Raw genomic sequence first — 19,158 nt, 5'->3', positions numbered from 1 at the left:
GGGAGGCCTGGTTGTCAGACCGGTGCACGACACGCTATAAACATCCGCCCTGCCGGGCGAAGCCGGCAGTCCACCAGGAGTGAACCGTCGGAGACCCCGATGGCCGCAAAGAAAGCCCAGTCGGTACCCCCGAGCGCAGCCGCCAAGGCCGCGCCAGTGAAGGCGGAGGCCTCGAAGAAGGCCACAGCGGTTGAGGCGGCGGCAAAGAAGAGGGCCGCGCCCGGAAAGGCGGCGCCGCCACAGAAGGCGACCCCGCCGAAGAAGCCCGTGGCGAAGAAGGCGGCCGCGGCGAAGGCCCCCGAGCCGGCAAGGCCCGCGGAGCGGAAGAAAGCGCCGCCGGCGAAGGCACCGGCCGCGAAGGTGCCAGCCGCGAAGGCACCGGTAGCAAGGGCGCCGGCCCCCAAGGCGCCGGCAGCGAAGAAACCCGCGCCCACGAAGGCGCCGACCCCGACCCCGGCCGAGCCGAAGAAGGCGAAGCCCCCACCGAAGAGCGAGCCGGAGAGAGTGATGGCTGCGAGAGAGGCTCAGGAGGAAACCCCGGCGGCAGCCAAGCCGCCCCCGCCCGGAGCAGCGGCGGGGAAGAAGAAAGCCGCTCCGAAGACCGCCAGGGGCGCGAGCGCCCCCCAGCCGGGGACGGGCACCGCCCCCGAGACGCCGCCCGAGTTCGAGTTGCCCATCTCCGAGGTCGAGCTGGCGCCGGGCTACGAGCCCTCGCCCCACGAGGAGTACATGAATCCCCTGCAGCTCGCCTACTTCCGGCGCAAGCTGCTCGAGTGGCGCGACGCGCTGTTACGCGAGTCCCAGCAGACCATCGACCACCTGCGCAGCGACGGCGCCTCCCGGTACGTCGGTGACGAGGCCGACCGAGCCCGCGACGAGAGCGAGGTGGCGTTGGAGCTGCGCACCCGGGACCGCTACCGCAAGCTGCTGCCGAAGATCGAGGCCGCCCTGCGGCGCATCGACGACGGCAGCTACGGGTTCTGCGAGGAGACGGGCGAGCCGATCGGGTTGAAGCGCCTGGAGGCGCGGCCCATCGCCACCCTGAGCGTCGAGGCCCAGGAGCTGCGGGAGAAGTCCCAGCGGGGCTACCGGGACGACGCCTAGAGGGTCAGGCCGGGACGCCGCGCGCGATGGCCTTGAACCGCTCGATCATCGCGTGCAGCCCCATGCGGCGATTGGCGCTGAGGTGCTCGTCCAGACCCAACCGTTGGATGATGCCCTGGGCGTCGAGCTCGAGCACCTCGGCGCGCGGCTTGTCCTGGAAGAGCATCAGGATGAGCGCCACCAGACCCCGCACGACGGCGCCTTCCCCGTCCGCGTGGTACTCCATGATCGGGGACTCTCCCACCGCCCGACCGGTGACCCAGACCGAGCTGACGCAGCCCTGGACGCGATGGGCCTCGGTCTTTTCCGCTTCGGGCATGGGCGGGAGCTTGGCGCCCACTTCGCTCAGGTAGTCGTAGCGCTCCTGCCAGTCCTCGAGGAGCGCGAAGGCGTCCATCAACCGCTCGATCGTCATGGTGCTCATGGCCGATCATGTTGACGGGTGCGCCGGCCGAAGGAAAGTGTCTTGCCGTGTGGGGGCGGGGTGCCCACCCCGACCCCGGGCGCCGGAGGTCCGGCGCGTTTCAGAGGATCCGATCCACGCGGGGTGAAGTCATGTCGAGCGAGCGAGCAGACCGAATCTTCCACCGGCGGATGGACCGCCGTGACTTCCTCTGGCTGCTGACGGCCTCGGTGGGCGCATCGGCCCTCGAGGGCTGCGCCGTCGACCCGGTCACCGGCCAGCAGACCCTGATGCTGATGTCGGAGTCGCAGGAGATCTCGATCGACCAGCAGCAGTCGCCCCAGCAGTTCTCCAGCGACTACGGCCCGGTCCAGGACGCGAGCGTCAACGCCTATCTGAGTGAGGTCGGGAACCGCCTCGCCCGCCTCTCGCACCGCCCCGGCATGCCCTACTCCTTCCGGGCCGTGAACGCGAGCTACGTGAACGCCTACGCCTTCCCCGGCGGCAGCATCGCGGCGACCCGCGGGATCCTGGCCGAGATCGACAACGAGGCCGAGCTCGGGGCCCTGCTCGGGCACGAGATCGGCCACGTGAACGCCCGCCACACCGCCGAGCACGCGAGCAAGACCATGATCACCCAGGTCGCCGTGGCCGGGGTGGGGATTGCCGCCCAGGTCTCGGGCTTCGGCGGTCTGGGCTCCCTCGCCGAGGACATCGGCAACATCGGCGCCGGCGCCCTCCTCGCCCACTACAGCCGGGAGAACGAGCGCGAGGCGGACGCCCTCGGCATGGAGTACCTGCACCGCGCGGGCCTGAATCCAGACGGGATGGTGGGGCTGCACGAGATCCTGCAGCGGCAGTCCCGGGAGCGCCCGAGCGCCATCGAGCTGATGTTCTCCACGCACCCCATGAGCGACGAGCGCGTCGCCAATGCCCGCGAGGCCATGCGCAGCCGCTACGCCGGCGACCGGGCGCTGCCGCTCAACCGCGAGCGCTACCAGGACCAGACCGCGGGGGTGCGCCGGATCAAGGGCGCCCTCCAGGCCATGCAGCGGGCCGACACGGACATGCGCAAGAAGGAGTACTCGCGCGCCGAGCAGGAGCTCGGCCAGGCCCTGAAACAGGCCCCGAACGACTACGCCGCCCTGGTCATGATGTCCAAGTGCCAGCTCGCCCTGGAGCGCCCCGACCAGGCCCAGCGCTACGCGAGCCAGGCCAAGTCGGTCTACCCCCGGGAGGCCCAGGGGCACCGCGTCGGCGCCGTCAGCTCACTGATGCGCCGCGACTACGACCGCGCGTACCAGGACCTGAACACCTACGACCGGCTGCTCCCGGGCAACGCCGACATCGCGTTCCTGAAGGGGGTGAGCCTCGAGGGGATGCAGAACCACCAGGGCGCGGCCCGGGAATACGCCCGTTACGTCAAGGCCGTACCCCAGGGGTCCCAGTCCCGCTACGCCGTCCAGCGCCTCCAGAAGTGGGGCTATCTGCGGTAGGCGGTAGGCGGTAGGGGGGAGGCCCTACTCCGAGACCATCGCCTGGACGGGGTGGGGCTCCAGGGCGGGCGAGGTCGCGGGGGCCTCCTTCATCAGCCACTTCGGACAGGCGTAGTAGTCGATCTCCCGCTGGCTCGAAGGGAAGCGCCCGCAGTTGAAGTAGCGCCAGTAGAACGAGTTGTACCCACGGCAGAACCCGGTCTCCCGGTCCAGCACGGGGCAGTGGATGAGCGAGCAGCAGCGGTCGCACGGCCCGCAGGTGGGCCCGTGCGCCCAGGCCGGGTTCAATTGCACGAGCGAGAGGACCGGGGCGCTGTGGGGCGGGGCGCCGAGGGGCACGTCCAGCATGTACCCGCTCTCGCCCTTCAGCAGCAGCCCCAGCATGCGCCAGCCCTGCGCGTAGAGGCGCACGCCGGGACGCCAGTGGCGCCAGAACCGCCAGTCGCCGAAGAAGTACCACGTGGCGACGGGGGCGGTCAGGAAGCCGCCGACGCCCGTGAAGAGCGAGAAGCCCACGTAACCGATGAAGACCGTGCGCGCTGCACCCCATTTGACGGGGAGCAGGCCCTCCTTGACGCGGGAAACCCAGTTTGCGGCCGACCGGTACGCAATCCGGCTGGACGGAAAATGGCTCGACATGAGTACGCTTCTCCCTCCCGCCCGGCAGGGCCGCGCGGTCATCAATACGTATGCACTAATATTCTCACGACGCCGCCGGCTCGCGCCAGCGCAGGCGCTGACCGCCGGGATGCCCTGCGGGGTGGAGCTTTCGCGGCCCAAACGTTTATCCTCGCATCCGTACCCAGAGGCCGGCAGCACCGGGAGGAGGACTCACATGCGCTGGAGGGTCAGCAGGCGGAGCGAGAACGTGGAGGACCGGCGGGGCGAGGGCTCCTCCATGTCGATGGGCCTCGGCGGCGTGCGCCTGGGGGGCGCGGGCCTGGTCGCCGCCCTGTTGCTGGCCCTGGTGCTGGGGGTCGACCCTACCATCCTCCTGCAGGGCATCCCCACGGGCTCGCTGCCCGGCTCGACTCCCGAGGCGGGGGCCGAGAGGGCTCCGCGCTCGGCCGAGGAGGAGGAGCTCGCCGAGTTCGTCTCCTTCGTGCTCGGCGACATCGAGGACACCTGGCAGGAGCTGTTCCGCCAGGCCGGCCGCGAGTACGAGGAGCCGAAGCTCGTCCTCTTCAGCGGCGCGGTGAACTCCGCCTGCGGCTTCGCCCAGGTCGCCATGGGCCCCTTCTACTGTCCGGCCGACCAGAAGGTGTACATCGACCTCGCCTTCTACGACGAGATGCGCAACCGCTTCCGGGCCCCCGGGGACTTCGCCCAGGCCTACGTCATCGCCCACGAGGTGGGCCACCACGTCCAGAACCTCCTCGGCATCTCGGACCAGGTGCGGCGCCTGCAGGGCCGCGTCGACGAGGTCGAGGCCAACCAGATCTCGGTGCGTCAGGAGCTCCAGGCCGACTGCCTGGCAGGCGTCTGGGCCCACCACGCCCACCGGGCCCGGCAGGTCCTGGAGGCAGGTGACGTGGAGGAGGCCCTTGGCGCGGCCAGCGCCATCGGTGACGACCGCATGCAGCGCCAGTCCCGGGGCTACGTGACGCCGGACAGCTTCACCCACGGCAGCTCGGCCCAGCGTGTGCGCTGGTTCAAGCGTGGCCTGCAGGAAGGCCAGTTGTCCGCCTGCGAGACCTTCGCCACGGAAGAGCTTTAACGGAGGTTCGTGGTAGGATATTGGGCCGCCTTGCCGCTCACGCCCGTACGGTTCGGTCCCCCATGCCCACGGTTCGCAATTACTTCCTCGCCACCCGGCCCTGGTCGTTCACCATGACCCTTCTGTCGGTGGGCCTCGGGACGGCGGTCGCCGCGGCCGATGGGCCCATCGCCTGGGACTGGCTCCTGCTCACCGCCCTCGGCGCGGTTCTGGTCCACGCGGCGGGCAACGTCATGAACGACTACTTCGACACCCGGAACGGCGTCGACCAGAGCGATTCGCCCACCGTCCACTATCGCCCCCACCCCCTGGTGGGGGGGCTGATGAGTCCCGGCACCCTGCTCGTCGAGGGCCTGGTGCTCCTCGCCCTGGCCTCGGTCATCGGGGTCACCCTGGCCTGGCATCGCTCGGCCCACGTCCTCTGGGTCTCGCTGGCGGGCCTCGCGCTCACCGTCTTCTACACCGCGCGTCCGATCAGCCTGAAGTACCGCGCCCTCGGCGAGGCGGCCGTGTTCCTCATCTGGGGACCGCTCATGGTCGAGGGGGCCTACGCCGTGCAGCGCGACGCCCTCTCGCTCGACGCCTTCGGGGTCTCGGTGCCCTTCGGCGCCCTGGTCGCGCTGGTCCTGCTGGCGAACAACCTGCGTGACATCGACCACGACGGCCGCACGGGGATCCAGACCCTCGGCACCGCCTTCGGCCGCGAGCAGGGACTCTACCTCTTCAGCGGTCTGATGTTCTCGGCCTACGCCTACACGCTCGGCGCGGTGCTCACCGGCGGGCTGAGCCCCTGGGTGCTCGCCGTCTTCCTCTCCCTGCCCATGGCCTTCAACCTCCTCGACCGGTTCCACGGGGAGATCCCGGCCATGGCCGACGCCATGACCGCCCAGCTCGACACCGTCTTCGGCCTGCTCTTCCTCGGCGGGCTCTTCGCGGCGCAGGTCACGCCATGGGCGTGATCGCCGGCGCCGTCGCGCTCGCCCTCGTCGGCTGGGCGTTCATCTTCGGTCTGGCCTGGGGCAGCTTCTGGGTCAAGCTCGGGCTGACCGCGACCACAGTCGCCCTGTACGCGCTCGCCTTCGAGCGCCCGCGCCTGCGCTTCTCTGCCGCGTCCGTCGCCCTCGGGGTGGTCTCCGCGGCGCTGCTCTACGCCGTGTTCTACCTCGGCAACGCGCTCGCCCCCTACGTCGTCCCCGGGGCCGGCTCCCAGGTGGGCGGGATCTACGACCTCGGCGTGGGGGCCTCGCGGGTCGCGGTGTTTTTCCTGCTCCTCGTCGTGACCGGACCGGCCGAGGAGATCTTCTGGCGCGGCTTCCTGCAGAAACGCCTGATGGGGCGGCTCGGCCCGCTGGGGGGCTACGTGGCCGCAACCCTCGTCTACGGCGGGGTCCACGCCTTCTCCGGCAACCTGATGCTGATCCTGGCCGCCCTGGTGGCGGGCGCCTGGTGGGGCGCGCAGTACCTCTGGCGCCAGGACGTGACCGCCCTCATCGTCTCCCACTCGCTCTGGAGCGCGGTCATCTTCGCCGTCGCCCCGGTCACCCCCGCGGCCGGTTAGCCTCCCCGACATCCCGGGGTCGCCCGGGACCGCCGGCACACCGGCGCAGGCCCCCTGGCCCTGGTAGGATCCCCCTGGGAGGTGCGCACGCGTGACACCCGAGACCTGGGCCTGCTGGAAGTGCGGCGCTAGCCTGGAGGACCTGCCCCGGCCCTTCGGCCGGCGCGACGAGTGCCCGGCCTGCCGCGCCGACCTGCACGTCTGCCGCATGTGCCGGCACTACGACCCGCGCGTCTCCCGGGCCTGCCGGGAGCCGGTGGCCGGAGAGGTGAAGGAGAAGGATCGGGCGAACTTCTGCGACTGGTTCCAGGCCCGGCGCAGCGCCGGCGCGGCCGCCGCGGACGAGGCCGCCGCTGCCCGCGCGGCCCTCGAGCGCCTCTTCGGGATCCCCCCGAAGGACGGATGACGGGTGGGACCGATGCCTCCCTGGGTGGTGCCCGCCGCGCTCGCGTTCCTCCTCTGGGGGGTCTACGCGTTCCTGCCGAAGCTCACGACCCGCTACGTCGACGCCGCCAGCGCCGTGGTCTATCACGCCCTGGGCGGCCTCGCCGTCGCCCTGGTGGTCCTCGCGGTGCTCGGCTTCCGGCCGGCCACGGACCCCCGGGGGGTGGGCCTCGCGCTGGTGACGGGCATGCTCGGGGTCGGGGGGGCCCTCGCCTACCTCTACGCCGTGACCCGCGGCCCGGTTGGGGTGATCGCCACCGTCACCGCCCTCTACCCCGTGCTGAGCATCGCGCTCGCCACTCTCTACCTGCACGAGCCCCTGACCCTGCGCCAGGGCGTCGGCATCGCGCTGGCGCTGGTCGCCATCGTCCTGGTGAGCTTCTAGCAAGCGCTCATTGACGGCTCGCCCCGCCGTCGGCAAAGCTTGCGCGTCCGCGCCTCCCGGCAACGACCGGAAGGGCCCGGACGAAGCCGAGGAGGGCCTCCCCATGTCCTTTGACGCCTTCACCCTGAGCGCCGTCAGCATCGTCGTGCTGCTTGGCTTCCTGCTGGTCGTGGTGACCGCCATGGCCGCGCGCCCCCACCACCCTGCGCCCGGCGAGACCCCGGAGCCCGCCGGGACGGAGGGAGAGCCCGGGGCTGCCCGCTCGCTCGCGGTGAGCCGCGCCCACCGCGAGTTCTGCGGCGCGATTCACCGCCTGTACCCGAACGCCCGGGTCGGCCTCGACTTCCTGGTGAAGAAGGAAGGCAAGGGGTTCGCCATCGCCGAGTGGCTGCTGCCGACCCCGGTACCAACCGCCGAGGAGCTGGACCAGGCGATGGCCGACTACCGCCAGGAGCAGCGCACGGAGGCGTACCGCGAGGCGCGCGAAGCGGAGTACCCTTCCATCGGCGACCAGCTCGACGCGCTCTACAAGGAGCGCCAGGGCGACGCGAGCGAGCTCGCCGCCATCGACGTGCGCATCGCGGAGGTGAAGGCGCGCCACCCGAAGCCCGGGCAATGTTGAAACCCCAATGTTGAAACCCCAGCGATGTCGAGGAGAGCCGACCCGATGACCAGGACCTTTTCGCTGCTGCTCGCCCTGCTGGCCGCCCTCGGCACGGCGTCCTGCGACACCGACCGCTCGCTCAAGCTGGGGGTCATCGCCGAGCTGACCGGCGACATGCCCGCGGTGGGCACCTCCTGCCGCAACGCCGCCCAGATGGCCGTCGAGGAGGTCAACGCCGCCGGTGGCCTGGAGATCGGCGCCGAGCGGGTCAAGCTCAAGCTGGTGGTGGAGGACAACGCCGGCAAGGCGGACCAGTCCGCGGTCGCCGCCCAGAAGCTCATCACCCAGGACGAGGTGCTCGCGATCGTCGGCCCCAACGCCAGCCGCTACGCCATCCCGGCCGCCGAGGTGGCCGAGAGCGCGGGCACGGTGCTGGTCACGCCCTGGTCCACCAACCCCAAGACGACGGTGGACGGGGTCACCGGCAAGCCGAAGAAGTACGTGTTCCGCGCCTGCTTCGTCGACCCGTTCCAGGGTGGCGTGCTCGCCCGGTTCGCCCTCGAGAACCTGAAGGCCGAGCGCGCGGCGCTGCTCTACGATGTCGCCTCCGACTACAACAAGGGCATCGCCGAGGTCTTCCGGGAGAGCTTCGAGCGCCTCGGGGGCAAGGTTGTCGCGTACGAGACCTACACCACCGGCGACAAGGACTTCTCCGCGCAGCTCACCAAGATCAAGGACGCCAGGCCGCAGGTCGTCTTCCTCCCGAACTACTACAGCGAGGTCCCGCTGCAGGTGCAGCAGGCCAAGCGCCTCGGGATCGACGTGCCCTTCATCGGCAGCGACTCCTGGGGCAGTGACGAGCTGCTGAAGCTCGGTGGCGCGGACATGAACGGCTACTTCTTCAGCACGCACTACTCGGCGGACAACGCCGCGCCGGCGGCGAAGAAGTTCCTGCAGGACTACGAGGCGACCTACGGCGCGAAGCCGGACGACGTGGCCGCGCTCACCTACGACGCCTTCGGCCTGCTCTTCGGCGCGATCCGCACCGCAGGCAAGGCCGACCGCGATGCGGTGCGCGCCGCGCTCTCCACGCTGGCGGAGTACCGCGGCGTCACCGGCGACCTGCAGTTCCGCGCCGACTCGCGCGACCCCGTCAAGAGCGCCGTCATCCTGCAGATCCGGGAGGGCCGCTTCCACTACTTCACGAACGCGAGCCCGTGAGCGAGGCCCTCGTCTACTGGCTGCAGCAGGTCCTGAACGCCCTGCAGCTCGGCAGCATCTATGCCCTGATCGCGCTCGGCTACACCCTGGTCTACGGGATCCTCACCATGATCAACTTCGCCCACGGCGACGTGTTCATGGTGGGGGCCTTCTTCTGCTTCCTGTCCGCGGTGTACCTGGGGCTGCCCTTCGTTCCGACGCTCCTGCTCACCATCCTCGGCACCGCGCTCCTCGGGGTGCTGATCGAGCGCCTCGCCTACAAGCCGCTGCGCCACGCGCCACGCGTCTCCGCGGTCATCACCGCGCTCGGGGTGGGGCTGTTCCTGGAGAACTTCACGCTCGCTCTCGCGCCCTACCCGAAGAACGTGCCCGCACTCCTGGACAACGTGACCTGGGACCTGGGGGGCGTGTCGCTCTCCTCGCTGCAGGTCATCATCATCTTCCTCTCCCTCGGGCTGATGCTGGTCCTCGATCACGTGGTGCACCGCACCCCGGTCGGCATGGCGATGAGGGCGATCTCCTGGGACCGGACCTTCGTCCCGCTGATGGGCGTTCCGGTCAACACGATCATCTCCATCACCTTCGCCATCGGCGCCGGGCTCGCGGGCGCGGCGGGCACCATGTACGCCCTCGCCTACCCGGTGATCGACCCGTACATGGGGATCATGGTGGGCTGGAAGGCCTTCATCTCCGCCGTGGTCGGCGGCATCGGCAACATCCGGGGGGCGATGATCGGCGCGTTCCTGCTGGGCGGGGTGGAGATCATGGTGACTGCCTTCTTCCCGTCCACCTACCGTGACTTCGTCGCGTTCACGCTCCTGCTGCTCCTGATCCTCGTGCGCCCGTACGGGATCCTCGGCCAGCCGCGCACCCAGAAGGTATGAGCCACCCGCTGCGCCGGCGCTGGGACTGGCTGCTCGAGCAACGCTGGCTGCTGCCCGTGCTGCTCGCCGCCGGCCTCGTGCTCTCCTTCGCAATCCCCGAGTACGGACTGCTGAACAAGTACGTCCAGATGGTCCTGATGTACGTGGGGATCAACATCATCCTCGCCGTCAGCCTGAACCTGGTGAACGGCTTCATGGGCGAGTTCTCCCTCGCCCACGCCGGGTTCATGGCGGTGGGGGCGTACACCGCGGCACTCCTCACCATGAAGGTGCTGCCGGTCGCGGAGTCTCCCGCGCTCTTCCCGGTCGCGGTGCTGGCCGGCGGGCTCGCCGCCGCGCTCCTCGGGCTCGTGGTGGCCGTCCCCTCGTTCAAGGTGCGGGGGGACTACCTCGCGATCATCACCCTCGCCTTCCTGATGATCGTGAAGTCGGTCATCGAGAACATCGACGCCGTGGGCGGGCCACGCGGGATCCCCGGCATCGGCAAGCTGACCACCCTGCCCTGGGTGTTCTTCTGGGCCGTCGCCGTCGTGTGGCTCGTGCGCAATTTCGTCTATTCGCGCTACGGGCGCGGCGTGCTCGCGGTGCGCGAGGACGAGATCGCGAGCGAACTGATGAGCGTGCACACCCGCCGGGTGAAGTTCCTCGCCTTCACGCTGTCCTCGTTCGGCGCCGGTGTGGCGGGCGCGCTCTTCGCGCACCTGCTGCAGTTCATCAGCCCGCGCGTGTTCGACGTGATCAAGACCACTGACATCCTGATCATGGTGTATCTCGGGGGCATCGCCTCCATCGGCGGGTCGATCCTCGGGGCGACGCTCTACACCGTGCTCCTGGAGATCCTGCGCCCGTCCACGGTGGCGGCGCTGCTCTCCTGGCTGCCGGCGGTGGTCTTCGACCCGCTGAACGAGCACTTCATCCGCCACCTGGGCGTGTGGCGCATGGTCATCATGCCGCTCGCCCTGGTACTGGTGATGCTCTACTGGCCGCGCGGGATCATGGGCCTGCGCGAGTACCGGGGATTCATCCCCCGCCTCGACCGCGAGGCCCACCGCCGCGCCGACCCCCAGGGAGGCCGCCGCGATGGCGCTGCTCAGCGCGACTGACGTGCGGCACTACTTCGGCGGGCTGTGCGCCCTCGCCGGCTTCAACCTCACGCTCGAGCAAGGCGAGCTCATGGGGCTCATCGGCCCCAACGGCGCGGGCAAGACGACGGTCTTCAACCTGATCACGGGGGTGTACCGCGCGAGCTCGGGCAGCATCCGCTTCAAGGGCACGGAGCTCGTGGGCAAGACCCCGCACCAGATCACGGCCCTGCGCATCGGGCGGACGTTCCAGAACATCCGCCTGTTCCGCGACCTCTCGGTCCTCGACAACGTGCGCATCGCCCACTACGCCCAGGCGCGCTACACGCCCGTCGAGGCGCTGCTGCACCTGGGGCGCTACCGCCGCGAGGAGCGCCGCATCGTGGACGATTCCCGCCGCCTGCTCTCGATCTTCAAGCTCGAGCGCCTCGCCGGGGAGACCGCGAAGAACCTGCCCTACGGCATGCAGCGCCGGCTCGAGATCGCGCGCGCCCTCGCCATCGGCCCGGAGCTCCTCCTGCTCGACGAGCCGGCGGCCGGCATGAACCCGAACGAGATCGACCAGCTGATGGAGTTCATCCAGTGGGTGCGGCGCGAGTTCCGGCTGACCATCCTGCTCATCGAGCACCAGATGAAGCTGGTGATGGGGATCTGCGAGCGCATCCAGGTCCTCGACTTCGGCGAGACCCTGGCCGAGGGGCCGCCGGAGGTCATCCGCAGCGACCCGCGGGTGCTCGAGGCCTATCTCGGCGAGGCCCCGGTCGCGTGAGCGCCCCGCTCGCACCGGCCGGCGAGGCACAGCTCGAGGTCCGCGACCTCACCCTGAGCTACGACGGCATCCGCGCGCTCCACGGCGTGTCCTTCACGGTGAGGGCGGGCGAGATCGTCACCCTGGTCGGCGCGAACGGCGCCGGCAAGACCTCGGTGCTCAGGGCGATCTCGGGCCTCGCGCCCTTCGGGGGGAGCATCCGCTTCGAGGGCCAGGACCTCCGGCGCGTCCCGGCGCACCGCATCGTCGGGCTCGGCATCGCCCACGTCCCCGAGGGGCGCGGGGTCTTCGGCAACCTCACGGTCGACGAGAACCTGCGCCTCGCCACCTGGCAGCGGCGCGACCGGGCCCGGATCGAGGCCGACCTGGAGCGGGTCCTCGGGACCTTCCCCCGCCTGCGCGAGCGGCTGCGCCAGGCCGCGGGCACCCTCTCGGGCGGGGAGCAGCAGATGCTGGCGGTGGGCCGGGCGCTGATGAGCCGGGCGCGCCTGCTGCTCCTCGACGAGCCGTCCATGGGTCTCTCGCCGCGGCTGGTGCAGGAGATCTTCCGGGTGGTCGAGGAGATCAATCGCGGCGGTGTCACCGTGCTCCTGGTGGAGCAAAATGCGAACATGGCTCTGCACATCGCCTCCCGCGCCTACGTCCTCGAGACCGGCGCCGTCACCCTCACCGGCACGGGCCCCGAGCTCCGGGGCGATCCCCGGGTGAGAGAGGCGTACCTCGGTGCCTGAGCCCCCCCGCCCGTGACCGACCCCACGCTCGTCCTCGCCCTCGGGGCGGTCGTCGTCGCGCTCGCGGCGAGCTCGCTCGCCGTCTCGACCTGCGCCTGGGCCGAGCGGGTCGGGCGCCTGTACTTCCTGCTCCTCGGCCTCACGGGCGTGCTTGCGGTCGCCGCCGGGATGGGCGCTCTCACGGGCGACGGCGCCGTGGCCACCGCTCAGCTGCCCCTCGGCCTGCCCTGGCTGCCCTGGCGGGTCCGCCTCGACGCCCTGTCCGGCTTCTTCCTCGTCCTGATCGGGCTCGTCACCGTCGCGGTCGCGCTCTTCGGGCCCGGCTACGTGCGGGAGTTCGCCCACAGCCGCGACCCCCTGTGGCTGCTCGGCGGCCTCACCGGGCTCTTCCTCACCGGCATGCTGCTGGTGGTGCTCGCCGACGACGCCTTCCTGTTCATGGTGGCGTGGGAGCTGATGTCGGTCAGCTCCTACTTCCTCGTGGTGTTCCAGCACGAGCACTCGGCCAACCGCCGGGCCGCCTTCCTCTACCTGCTCATGGCCCACGTGGGCGGTCTCAGCATCCTGCTCGGCTACGGCGTGCTCGCCGCCTTCGGCCACGGCTTCACCTTCGAGGCGATGCGCGCCGGGGAGCTGCAGCCGATGTGGGCGAGCGTGGCCTTCGGGCTCGCCTTCCTCGGCTTCGGGACCAAGGCCGGGCTCGTGCCGCTGCACGCGTGGCTGCCCGAGGCGCACCCCGCCGCCCCCTCCCACGTCTCGGCGCTCATGTCCGGGGTGATGCTGAAGGTCGCCGTGTACGGCTTCATCCGCTTCACCTTCGACCTCCTCGGCGACGCGCGGCTCGGCTGGGGGGTGACGGTGCTGCTGGTGGGCAGCGTCTCCGCTCTGATGGGAGTGCTCTACGCCCTGATGCAGCACGACCTCAAGCGCCTGCTCGCCTACCACTCGGTCGAGAACATCGGGATCATCTTCATCGGCCTCGGCCTGTCGCTCGTCTTCCTCTCCGCGGGGCTGACCGTCGCGGGGGTCGTCGCGCTCATCGCGGCGCTCTATCACACCCTGAACCACGCCCTCTTCAAGAGCCTGCTCTTCTTCGGAGCGGGCGCGGTGCTGCACGCGACCCACGAGCGCGACATCGACCGCATGGGCGGGCTGCTGCGCCGGATGCCCTGGACGGGACTCTTCTTCCTGGTGGGCTGCATCAGCATCTCGGCCCTGCCGCCCTTCAACGGATTCGTCTCCGAGTGGCTCACCTTCCAGGCGGCGCTGCAGGCCTGGAGCCTGAAGAGCGGCGTGCTGCGCAGCCTGCTCCCCATCACCGCGGCCATGCTCGCGGTGACCGGGGCGCTCGCCGCCGCCTGCTTCGTCAAGGTCTACGGGGTCGCCTTCCTCGGCCAGGCCCGCTCCCGGCACGTGCGCCGGGCCCGCGAGGTGAGCCTCGGCATGCGCGCCGGCCAGGCGCTGCTCGCCGCGCTCTGCCTGCTCCTGGGGGTGCTGCCCACCACGGTGGTGGGCCTGCTGAACCCGGTCTCGCAGCTGCTCCTCGGCCAGGGCCTCGACCCGGTCTCGACGCAGAGCTGGCTGTGGCTCACCCCGGTGCCGGCCGAGGGCGCGAGCTACGGTGCCCCGCTGGTGCTGCTCTCCCTCGCCGTGCTCTGGTGGGGCGGGCGCTGGCTCCTCGCCCGCGGGCCCCGGGCCGCAGTGCGCCGCTGCGACGCGTGGGACTGCGGCTTCTCGCCCCCGAACGCCCACATGCAGTACACGGCCACCTCCTTCGCCCAACCCATCCGCCGGGTGTTCGGCCCGCTGTTCCGGATCGACGAGCGGGTCGAGACCGAGGGGGGGCGCCAGCGCCACCTCCTGCACGTGGAAGACCGGGTCTGGGACCTGCTCTACGCCCCGGTGGCGCGCCTCGTGGAGCGCTCGGCGAGCCGCGTCGTGCGCCTGCAGACGGGGCAGGTGCGCACCTACCTCGCGTGGTCGCTCGCAACCCTCCTGGTGCTGCTGTGGATCATCTCCTGAGCGTCTGGGCCTGGTCGCTCGCGGTGCTGCAGGCGCTCCTGGTGCTCGCGGCGGCCCCGCTCCTCGTCGGCTGGGTGCGGCGGGTGAAGGCGCGCCTGCAGAACCGCAAGGGTCCCCCGCTGACGCAGCCCTACCGGGAGCTCGCGAAACTGCTCACGAAGGAGGCCCTGGTCGCCCACACGGCGTCGCCCGTGTTCCGGGCCGCGCCCTACATCGTGTTCGGGGCAACCTGGATCGCCGCCGCCACGCTGCCCTCGCTCGCCACCGGCCTGCCGAGCGCGGCGGTGGCCGACGTGGTGGTGCTGGCCGGCTTCCTCGCCCTGGCGCGGTTCTTCCTGGCGCTCGCGGGGCTCGACGTGGGCACCGCCTTCGGCGGCATGGGCTCCTCGCGGGAGATGATGATCGCGGCGCTCGCCGAGCCCGCCATGCTGACCGCCGTCTTCACCATCACCATGACGGCGCACACGACCAACCTCTCGGGGGTCATGGAGCAGCTGCTCGGCGCGCCGCTCGCCCTGCGGCCCTCGATCCTCTTCGCCCTCGGGGCGCTCGCGCTGGTGGCCATCGCGGAGACCGGCCGCATCCCCATCGACAACCCCGCGACCCACCTCGAGCTCACGATGGTCCACGAGGCCATGATCCTCGAGTACAGCGGGCGCCACCTGGCGCTCATGGAGTGGGCCGCCCAGCTGAAGCTCCTGCTCTACGGCACCCTGATCGCGAACGTCTTCTTCCCCTGGGGCGTCGCCACCGCGCTGAAGCCCTCCACGCTCGCCTTCGCGGCGCTGGCCCTCGCCGGCAAGCTCGCCGTCCTCGGGGCCCTGCTCGCCCTCGCCGAGACCACGCTCGCCAAGATGCGGCTCTTCCGCGCCCCGCTGTTCCTCAACCTCGCCTTCCTGCTGGCCCTGCTCGGCATGTTCAGCCACGTGATCCTCGAGGTGGGGGCCTAGCCCGTGACCCATCTCACGCTCCTCGACCAGGCGGTCTTCGTCCTCGCGGCGGTGGTGCTCTTCACCTGCTTCGCGCTGCTCACCCAGGCCCGGCTGGTCGCCACCCTGCGCACCTTCGCCTGGCAGGGCGGGCTGGTGGCCGCGGTGACCGCGCTGATGGCCGCGGCGCACCGCGAGCCGCACCTCTACGTCACGGCCGCGCTGACCCTCGTCCTGAAGGCGGGCGTGATCCCCTGGATGCTGCACCGCTGGGTCCGGCGCCTCGGCCTCGACCGCCACGTGGAGAGCCTCGCCTCGCCGCCCGCGGTCACGCTCGCCGGCGTCGGCCTGGTGATCTTCTGCTACTGGGTCGTGCTGCCCATCGAGCGCATGGAGCTCGCGGCCACCCGCAACGTCATCGCGGTAAGTCTGGCGGTGGTGGTGCTCGGCCTGCTGATGATGGTGACCCGGCGCCAGGCGGTGAGCCAGGTGGTGGGCTTCATGGCGATGGAGAACGGCCTGTTCCTCGCCGCCGTGACCGCCACCAGCGGGATGCCCCTGGTGGTGGAGCTCGGCGTCGCCTTCGACGTGCTGGTGGCCGCGGTGCTCTTCGGCGTGTTCTTCCTGCAGATCCGCGACGCCATCGACTCGCTCGACGTGGACCGGTTGAACCGGCTGGCCGAGGGCATGGAGCAGGAATGAACGCCCTCCTCGTCGCGGTGTTCACGCCGGCCGTCGGCCTGCTCCTCCTGGGGCTCGTGCCCAGCCTCGCCCTCGCGGGCTGGCTGAACGTGGGGCTCTCGTCGGTGAGCCTCGCCGGGGCCGTCACCCTCGCCTGGCAGGTCCTCGCGGACGGGCCCCTCAACGGCAGCGGCTTCCACGTGGACGCCTTCAACGTCTACCTGGTGGTGCTCACCGCCTTCGTCGGCTTCACGACGAGCATCTTCTCGCGCCCCTACATGCGCTACGTCTGCGACTCCCGCCACCTGCCCCGTCGGCACATGCGCCTCTACCACGCCATGTTCCAGGGCTTCATGTTCACCATGCTGCTCGCGCTCACCACCGACAACCTGGGTATCCTGTGGGTCTCGGTGGAGGGGGCCACCCTCGCGACGGTGCTGCTGGTCTCGCTGTACCGCACCCCCGAGGCGGTGGAGGCGGCCTGGAAGTACTTCATCCTCTGCGGCGTCGGCCTCGCCCAGGCCCTGTTCGGCACCATCCTCGTGTACTTCGCCGCCCAACTCGCGCTCACCGACCCCACCCGCGGCCTGAGCTGGACCGTGCTCTACGCGATCTCCGACCAGCTCGACCCGACGGTGATGAGCATCGCCTTCGTGTTCCTGCTGGTCGGCTACGGCACGAAGGTGGGGCTGGTCCCCCTGCACAGCTGGCTGCCCGACGCCCACTCGGAGGGCCCGACGCCCATGTCGGCGGTGCTCTCGGGGCTCCTCCTCAACGTGGCCCTGTACGCCCTCGTCCGCCTGAAGATGCTGACCGACGGCGCCCTCGCGGGGACCGCCGAGCCCCACACCGCAGGCCACCTGCTGATGGCCTTCGGGCTCGTCTCGTTCCTGGTGGCCGGACTCTTCCTGCACCGCCAGCGCGACGTGAAGCGCATGTTCAGCTACTCGTCCATCGAGCACATGGGCCTGATGACCTTCGCCTTCGGCATCGGCGGACCGCTCGCGACCTTCGGCGGGCTGCTGCACATGCTGGTGCACTCCCTGACCAAGTCGGCGATCTTCGTCACCGTGGGCCACGCGGCGCACATCGCCGGGACCCAGACCATCGACCATATCCGCGGGCTCATCCGCACCCAGCCCGTGGTCGGCTGGGGCCTCACCGTGGGCGTGCTCGCCATCGCGGGGTTCCCGCCCTTCGGGGTGTTCACGAGCGAGTTCCTGCTCCTCACCGCGACCATGGAGAGCTGGCCCTGGCTCACCTTGACGCTGCTCACCGGCCTCGTCATCGCCTTCGCGGGGCTCTTCCGGCACCTGCACCCCATGGTCTTCGGGGTCGCGCCCGAGGGCCAGCAGCCGGTGCCCGCGAACATGGCCCCGGTGGCCCTGCACCTCCTTCTCGTGCTCTGGCTCGGCCTCGCGATCCCGAGCTTCCTGGCGGGCTGGCTCGACCAGGCGACGCACCTCATCACGGGCAGCCGGCTGCTGTGAGCGAGTCCGCGTCCACCGCCGCAGCAGCCGCCGCACCGGCCGCGGACCGGCGCCTCGCGTGGGTCGAGGAGTATTCGGCGCGGCTACGCGAGGAGCTGGTGGGGGTCCGGCGGCGCTCGGCGAGCGTGCTCGCCCCCGCCCAGGTGCTCGCGGTCGACCCGGAGGACTGGGCGCGGGCGGGGGCCGTCGCCGCGGCCTTCGGCTGCCGGTGGGCCGCCTTCTGGGCCGACCTCCAGGGGGACACGCTGCTCGTGCGCAGCGCCCTCGAGAAGGGCGGCTGCCACCTGGTGCTCGAGACCCGGGTGCCCCTCACCAGCCCTCGCCTGGCCTCCCTCACCCCGCAGTTCCCGGCCGCGGACCGCCCCGAGCGCCACGCCCACGACCTGCTCGGTCTCGAGCTCGTGGACCACCCCCAGCCCCACCGCTGGACGCGCCACCAGGCCTGGCCCGAGACCCGCTATCCCCTGCGCCCCGACGACTTCCCGCCGAGCGAGAAGCCCCCTGGCGCCACGCCCCCCGACCCCGACTACCCCTTCGCGCGGGTGGACGGCAGCGGGGTCTTCGAGATCCCCGTGGGGCCGGTGCACGCCGGCATCATCGAGCCCGGGCACTTCCGCTTCCACGCGGTCGGCGAGGAGGTCCTGCGGCTCGAGGAGCGCCTCGGCTACGTCCACAAGGGCATCGAGAAGCTGGCGGTCGGCCGCGACGCCGAGGGACTCGCCCGGCTCGCCGGCCGCGTCTCCGGGGATTCCACCGTCGCCCACACCTGGGCGGCCTGCCAGGCGCTCGAGCGGGCGGTGGGCTGCGCGGTCCCGCCCCGGGCGCTGCACCTGCGCGCGCTCCTCGCCGAGCGCGAGCGAGTCGCGAACCACCTCGGGGACATCGGCGCCATCTGCAACGACGTCGCCTTCGCCTTCGCGCTCGCCCAACTCGGGCGCCTGCGCGAGGTCTGGCAGCGGCGCAACCATCAGTGCTTCGGCCACCGGATGTTGATGGACGTGGTCGTCCCCGGCGGCGTAAGGGGCGACATCGGCGTCGGCGGCCAGGGGAACCTGCGGGCCGACCACCGGAGCCTGCGCGAGGAGGTCGAGGTCCTCTTCGACCTGCTGGAGGACAACCCCTCCCTCATGGACCGCCTGGTGACCACCGGGCGGCTCGACCCGGAGACGGCGGGCCGGATGGGGGCGGTGGGGTACGTCGGCCGGGCCTCGGGTCAGGCCTTCGACGCGCGCCGGGACAGCCCCTACCCGCCCTACGACGGGCTCCAGGTCCGCGTGCCCGTCTTCTCCGAGGGCGACGTGGCGGCGCGGATGCGGGTGCGCATGGAGGAGGTCCGGGTCTCCCTCGACCTGATGGACGAGCTCCTCGAGACCCTGCCCCCGGGCGCCACCCGGGCGCCCTGGCCGGTCGGCGCGGGCGGGGAAGGCCTCGGCGTCGTCGAGGGCTGGCGCGGCGAGGTCCTGACCTACGTGCGCCTCGACGCGACGGGGCGGGTCGCGCGCTTCTTCCCGCGCGACCCCTCCTGGCTCACCTGGCCGGCCCTGGAGCAGCTCATCCTCGGCAACATCGTCCCGGACTTCCCGGTGTGCAACAAATCCGTCAACGGCTCATACTCCGGACAGGACCTGTAGCCCGCCG

The 19,158-nt window shown here is 71.1% G+C and carries 21 protein-coding genes; 18 read left to right on the top strand and 3 right to left on the bottom strand.

All coding sequences use genetic code 11. The features are described from left to right. Nucleotides 1-14: 14 nt before the first annotated feature. Complete coding sequence (locus tag KA217_04870; GenBank protein MBP7711782.1) at nucleotides 15-434, bottom strand: hypothetical protein; 420 nt, start codon at nucleotides 432-434, stop codon at nucleotides 15-17. A 73-nt stretch (nucleotides 435-507) separates the two neighbouring features. Between KA217_04870 and dksA the strand changes: the two genes are divergently transcribed. Continuing rightward, a complete protein-coding gene (gene dksA, locus KA217_04865; GenBank protein ID MBP7711781.1) occupies nucleotides 508-1,104 on the top strand; it encodes an RNA polymerase-binding protein DksA in 597 nt (198 codons plus the stop codon). Nucleotides 1,105-1,108: 4 nt separating this feature from the next. Here the strand turns inward: dksA and KA217_04860 are convergent, their stop codons facing one another. Next, a complete protein-coding gene (locus KA217_04860) occupies nucleotides 1,109-1,528 on the bottom strand; it encodes a SufE family protein (GenBank protein MBP7711780.1) in 420 nt (139 codons plus the stop codon). A gap of 131 nt (nucleotides 1,529-1,659) precedes the next feature. On the opposite strand from KA217_04860, the gene KA217_04855 reads away from it, so the two are divergent. Beyond that, a complete protein-coding gene (locus KA217_04855; protein ID MBP7711779.1) occupies nucleotides 1,660-3,003 on the top strand; it encodes a M48 family metalloprotease in 1,344 nt (447 codons plus the stop codon). A 24-nt stretch (nucleotides 3,004-3,027) separates the two neighbouring features. On the opposite strand, the gene KA217_04850 is transcribed toward KA217_04855, so the two are convergent. Further along, a complete protein-coding gene (locus KA217_04850) occupies nucleotides 3,028-3,642 on the bottom strand; it encodes a hypothetical protein (protein MBP7711778.1) in 615 nt (204 codons plus the stop codon). Between the two features lie 196 nt (nucleotides 3,643-3,838). On the opposite strand from KA217_04850, the gene KA217_04845 reads away from it, so the two are divergent. From KA217_04845 to KA217_04770, 16 genes are all read left to right on the top strand, one after another. Further along, nucleotides 3,839-4,720: a zinc metallopeptidase gene (locus tag KA217_04845; protein MBP7711777.1), complete on the top strand. Its 882-nt coding sequence runs from the start codon at nucleotides 3,839-3,841 to the stop codon at nucleotides 4,718-4,720. Nucleotides 4,721-4,782: 62 nt separating this feature from the next. Continuing rightward, on the top strand, nucleotides 4,783-5,679 hold the full coding sequence (locus KA217_04840; protein MBP7711776.1) for a prenyltransferase: 897 nt from the start codon (nucleotides 4,783-4,785) through the stop codon (nucleotides 5,677-5,679). After that, a complete protein-coding gene (locus KA217_04835; protein ID MBP7711775.1) occupies nucleotides 5,670-6,278 on the top strand; it encodes a CPBP family intramembrane metalloprotease in 609 nt (202 codons plus the stop codon). Before KA217_04840 ends, KA217_04835 begins: the two co-directional genes overlap by 10 nt. Before the next feature lie 133 nt (nucleotides 6,279-6,411). Continuing rightward, the gene (locus tag KA217_04830; GenBank protein MBP7711774.1) at nucleotides 6,412-6,684 is read left to right on the top strand and encodes a hypothetical protein; all 273 of its coding nucleotides are present in this window, start codon (nucleotides 6,412-6,414) and stop codon (nucleotides 6,682-6,684) included. A gap of 12 nt (nucleotides 6,685-6,696) precedes the next feature. Continuing rightward, nucleotides 6,697-7,107, top strand: a complete 411-nt coding sequence (locus KA217_04825; GenBank protein ID MBP7711773.1) for a DMT family transporter — start codon at nucleotides 6,697-6,699, stop codon at nucleotides 7,105-7,107. A 103-nt stretch (nucleotides 7,108-7,210) separates the two neighbouring features. Further along, entirely contained in the window at nucleotides 7,211-7,729 is a 519-nt protein-coding gene (locus tag KA217_04820; protein MBP7711772.1) for a hypothetical protein, read from the top strand. 45 nt (nucleotides 7,730-7,774) lie between these two features. Beyond that, nucleotides 7,775-8,932 (top strand): ABC transporter substrate-binding protein, encoded by a 1,158-nt coding sequence (locus tag KA217_04815; protein ID MBP7711771.1) that lies wholly within the window; start codon nucleotides 7,775-7,777, stop codon nucleotides 8,930-8,932. Next, nucleotides 8,929-9,816, top strand: a complete 888-nt coding sequence (locus KA217_04810) for a branched-chain amino acid ABC transporter permease (protein ID MBP7711770.1) — start codon at nucleotides 8,929-8,931, stop codon at nucleotides 9,814-9,816. The genes KA217_04815 and KA217_04810 overlap by 4 nt, the downstream gene beginning before the upstream one ends. Then, the gene (locus KA217_04805; GenBank protein ID MBP7711769.1) at nucleotides 9,813-10,919 is read left to right on the top strand and encodes a branched-chain amino acid ABC transporter permease; all 1,107 of its coding nucleotides are present in this window, start codon (nucleotides 9,813-9,815) and stop codon (nucleotides 10,917-10,919) included. The genes KA217_04810 and KA217_04805 overlap by 4 nt, the downstream gene beginning before the upstream one ends. Further along, complete coding sequence (locus KA217_04800; protein MBP7711768.1) at nucleotides 10,897-11,667, top strand: ABC transporter ATP-binding protein; 771 nt, start codon at nucleotides 10,897-10,899, stop codon at nucleotides 11,665-11,667. Before KA217_04805 ends, KA217_04800 begins: the two co-directional genes overlap by 23 nt. Then, nucleotides 11,664-12,398, top strand: a complete 735-nt coding sequence (locus KA217_04795; protein MBP7711767.1) for an ABC transporter ATP-binding protein — start codon at nucleotides 11,664-11,666, stop codon at nucleotides 12,396-12,398. Before KA217_04800 ends, KA217_04795 begins: the two co-directional genes overlap by 4 nt. Nucleotides 12,399-12,410: 12 nt before the next feature. Continuing rightward, complete coding sequence (hyfB, locus tag KA217_04790; GenBank protein ID MBP7711766.1) at nucleotides 12,411-14,420, top strand: hydrogenase 4 subunit B; 2,010 nt, start codon at nucleotides 12,411-12,413, stop codon at nucleotides 14,418-14,420. Next, nucleotides 14,405-15,370 (top strand): NADH-quinone oxidoreductase subunit H, encoded by a 966-nt coding sequence (locus tag KA217_04785; protein MBP7711765.1) that lies wholly within the window; start codon nucleotides 14,405-14,407, stop codon nucleotides 15,368-15,370. The genes hyfB and KA217_04785 overlap by 16 nt, the downstream gene beginning before the upstream one ends. A 3-nt stretch (nucleotides 15,371-15,373) precedes the next feature. Further along, on the top strand, nucleotides 15,374-16,051 hold the full coding sequence (locus KA217_04780; protein MBP7711764.1) for a formate hydrogenlyase: 678 nt from the start codon (nucleotides 15,374-15,376) through the stop codon (nucleotides 16,049-16,051). After that, nucleotides 16,048-17,520, top strand: a complete 1,473-nt coding sequence (locus KA217_04775; protein ID MBP7711763.1) for a hydrogenase 4 subunit F — start codon at nucleotides 16,048-16,050, stop codon at nucleotides 17,518-17,520. The genes KA217_04780 and KA217_04775 overlap by 4 nt, the downstream gene beginning before the upstream one ends. Continuing rightward, nucleotides 17,517-19,151, top strand: a complete 1,635-nt coding sequence (locus KA217_04770; protein MBP7711762.1) for an NADH-quinone oxidoreductase subunit C — start codon at nucleotides 17,517-17,519, stop codon at nucleotides 19,149-19,151. Before KA217_04775 ends, KA217_04770 begins: the two co-directional genes overlap by 4 nt. Nucleotides 19,152-19,158 lie beyond the last annotated feature (7 nt).

The organism is Gammaproteobacteria bacterium (assembly GCA_017999615.1).
GTDB lineage: Bacteria > Pseudomonadota > Gammaproteobacteria > JAABTG01 > JAABTG01 > JAGNLM01.
The sequence above is the reverse complement of the archived record's forward strand: the minus strand, read 5'-3'. Positions and strand labels throughout refer to the sequence as shown.

Excerpts from the sequence above, each read along its gene's own strand:
- KA217_04815 (MBP7711771.1), top strand. The coding sequence starts at position 7,775 with ATGACCAGGACCTTTTCGCTGCTGCTCGCCCTGCTGGCCGCCCTCGGC.
- KA217_04840 (MBP7711776.1), top strand. The coding sequence starts at position 4,783 with ATGCCCACGGTTCGCAATTACTTCCTCGCCACCCGGCCCTGGTCGTTC.
- KA217_04855 (MBP7711779.1), top strand. The coding sequence starts at position 1,660 with ATGTCGAGCGAGCGAGCAGACCGAATCTTCCACCGGCGGATGGACCGC.
- KA217_04805 (MBP7711769.1), top strand. The coding sequence starts at position 9,813 with ATGAGCCACCCGCTGCGCCGGCGCTGGGACTGGCTGCTCGAGCAACGC.
- KA217_04800 (MBP7711768.1), top strand. The coding sequence starts at position 10,897 with ATGGCGCTGCTCAGCGCGACTGACGTGCGGCACTACTTCGGCGGGCTG.
- KA217_04860 (MBP7711780.1), bottom strand. The coding sequence starts at position 1,528 with ATGAGCACCATGACGATCGAGCGGTTGATGGACGCCTTCGCGCTCCTC.
- KA217_04775 (MBP7711763.1), top strand. The coding sequence starts at position 16,048 with ATGAACGCCCTCCTCGTCGCGGTGTTCACGCCGGCCGTCGGCCTGCTC.
- KA217_04845 (MBP7711777.1), top strand. The coding sequence starts at position 3,839 with ATGCGCTGGAGGGTCAGCAGGCGGAGCGAGAACGTGGAGGACCGGCGG.
- dksA (MBP7711781.1), top strand. The coding sequence starts at position 508 with ATGGCTGCGAGAGAGGCTCAGGAGGAAACCCCGGCGGCAGCCAAGCCG.
- KA217_04850 (MBP7711778.1), bottom strand. The coding sequence starts at position 3,642 with ATGTCGAGCCATTTTCCGTCCAGCCGGATTGCGTACCGGTCGGCCGCA.
- KA217_04825 (MBP7711773.1), top strand. The coding sequence starts at position 6,697 with ATGCCTCCCTGGGTGGTGCCCGCCGCGCTCGCGTTCCTCCTCTGGGGG.
- KA217_04820 (MBP7711772.1), top strand. The coding sequence starts at position 7,211 with ATGTCCTTTGACGCCTTCACCCTGAGCGCCGTCAGCATCGTCGTGCTG.
- KA217_04835 (MBP7711775.1), top strand. The coding sequence starts at position 5,670 with ATGGGCGTGATCGCCGGCGCCGTCGCGCTCGCCCTCGTCGGCTGGGCG.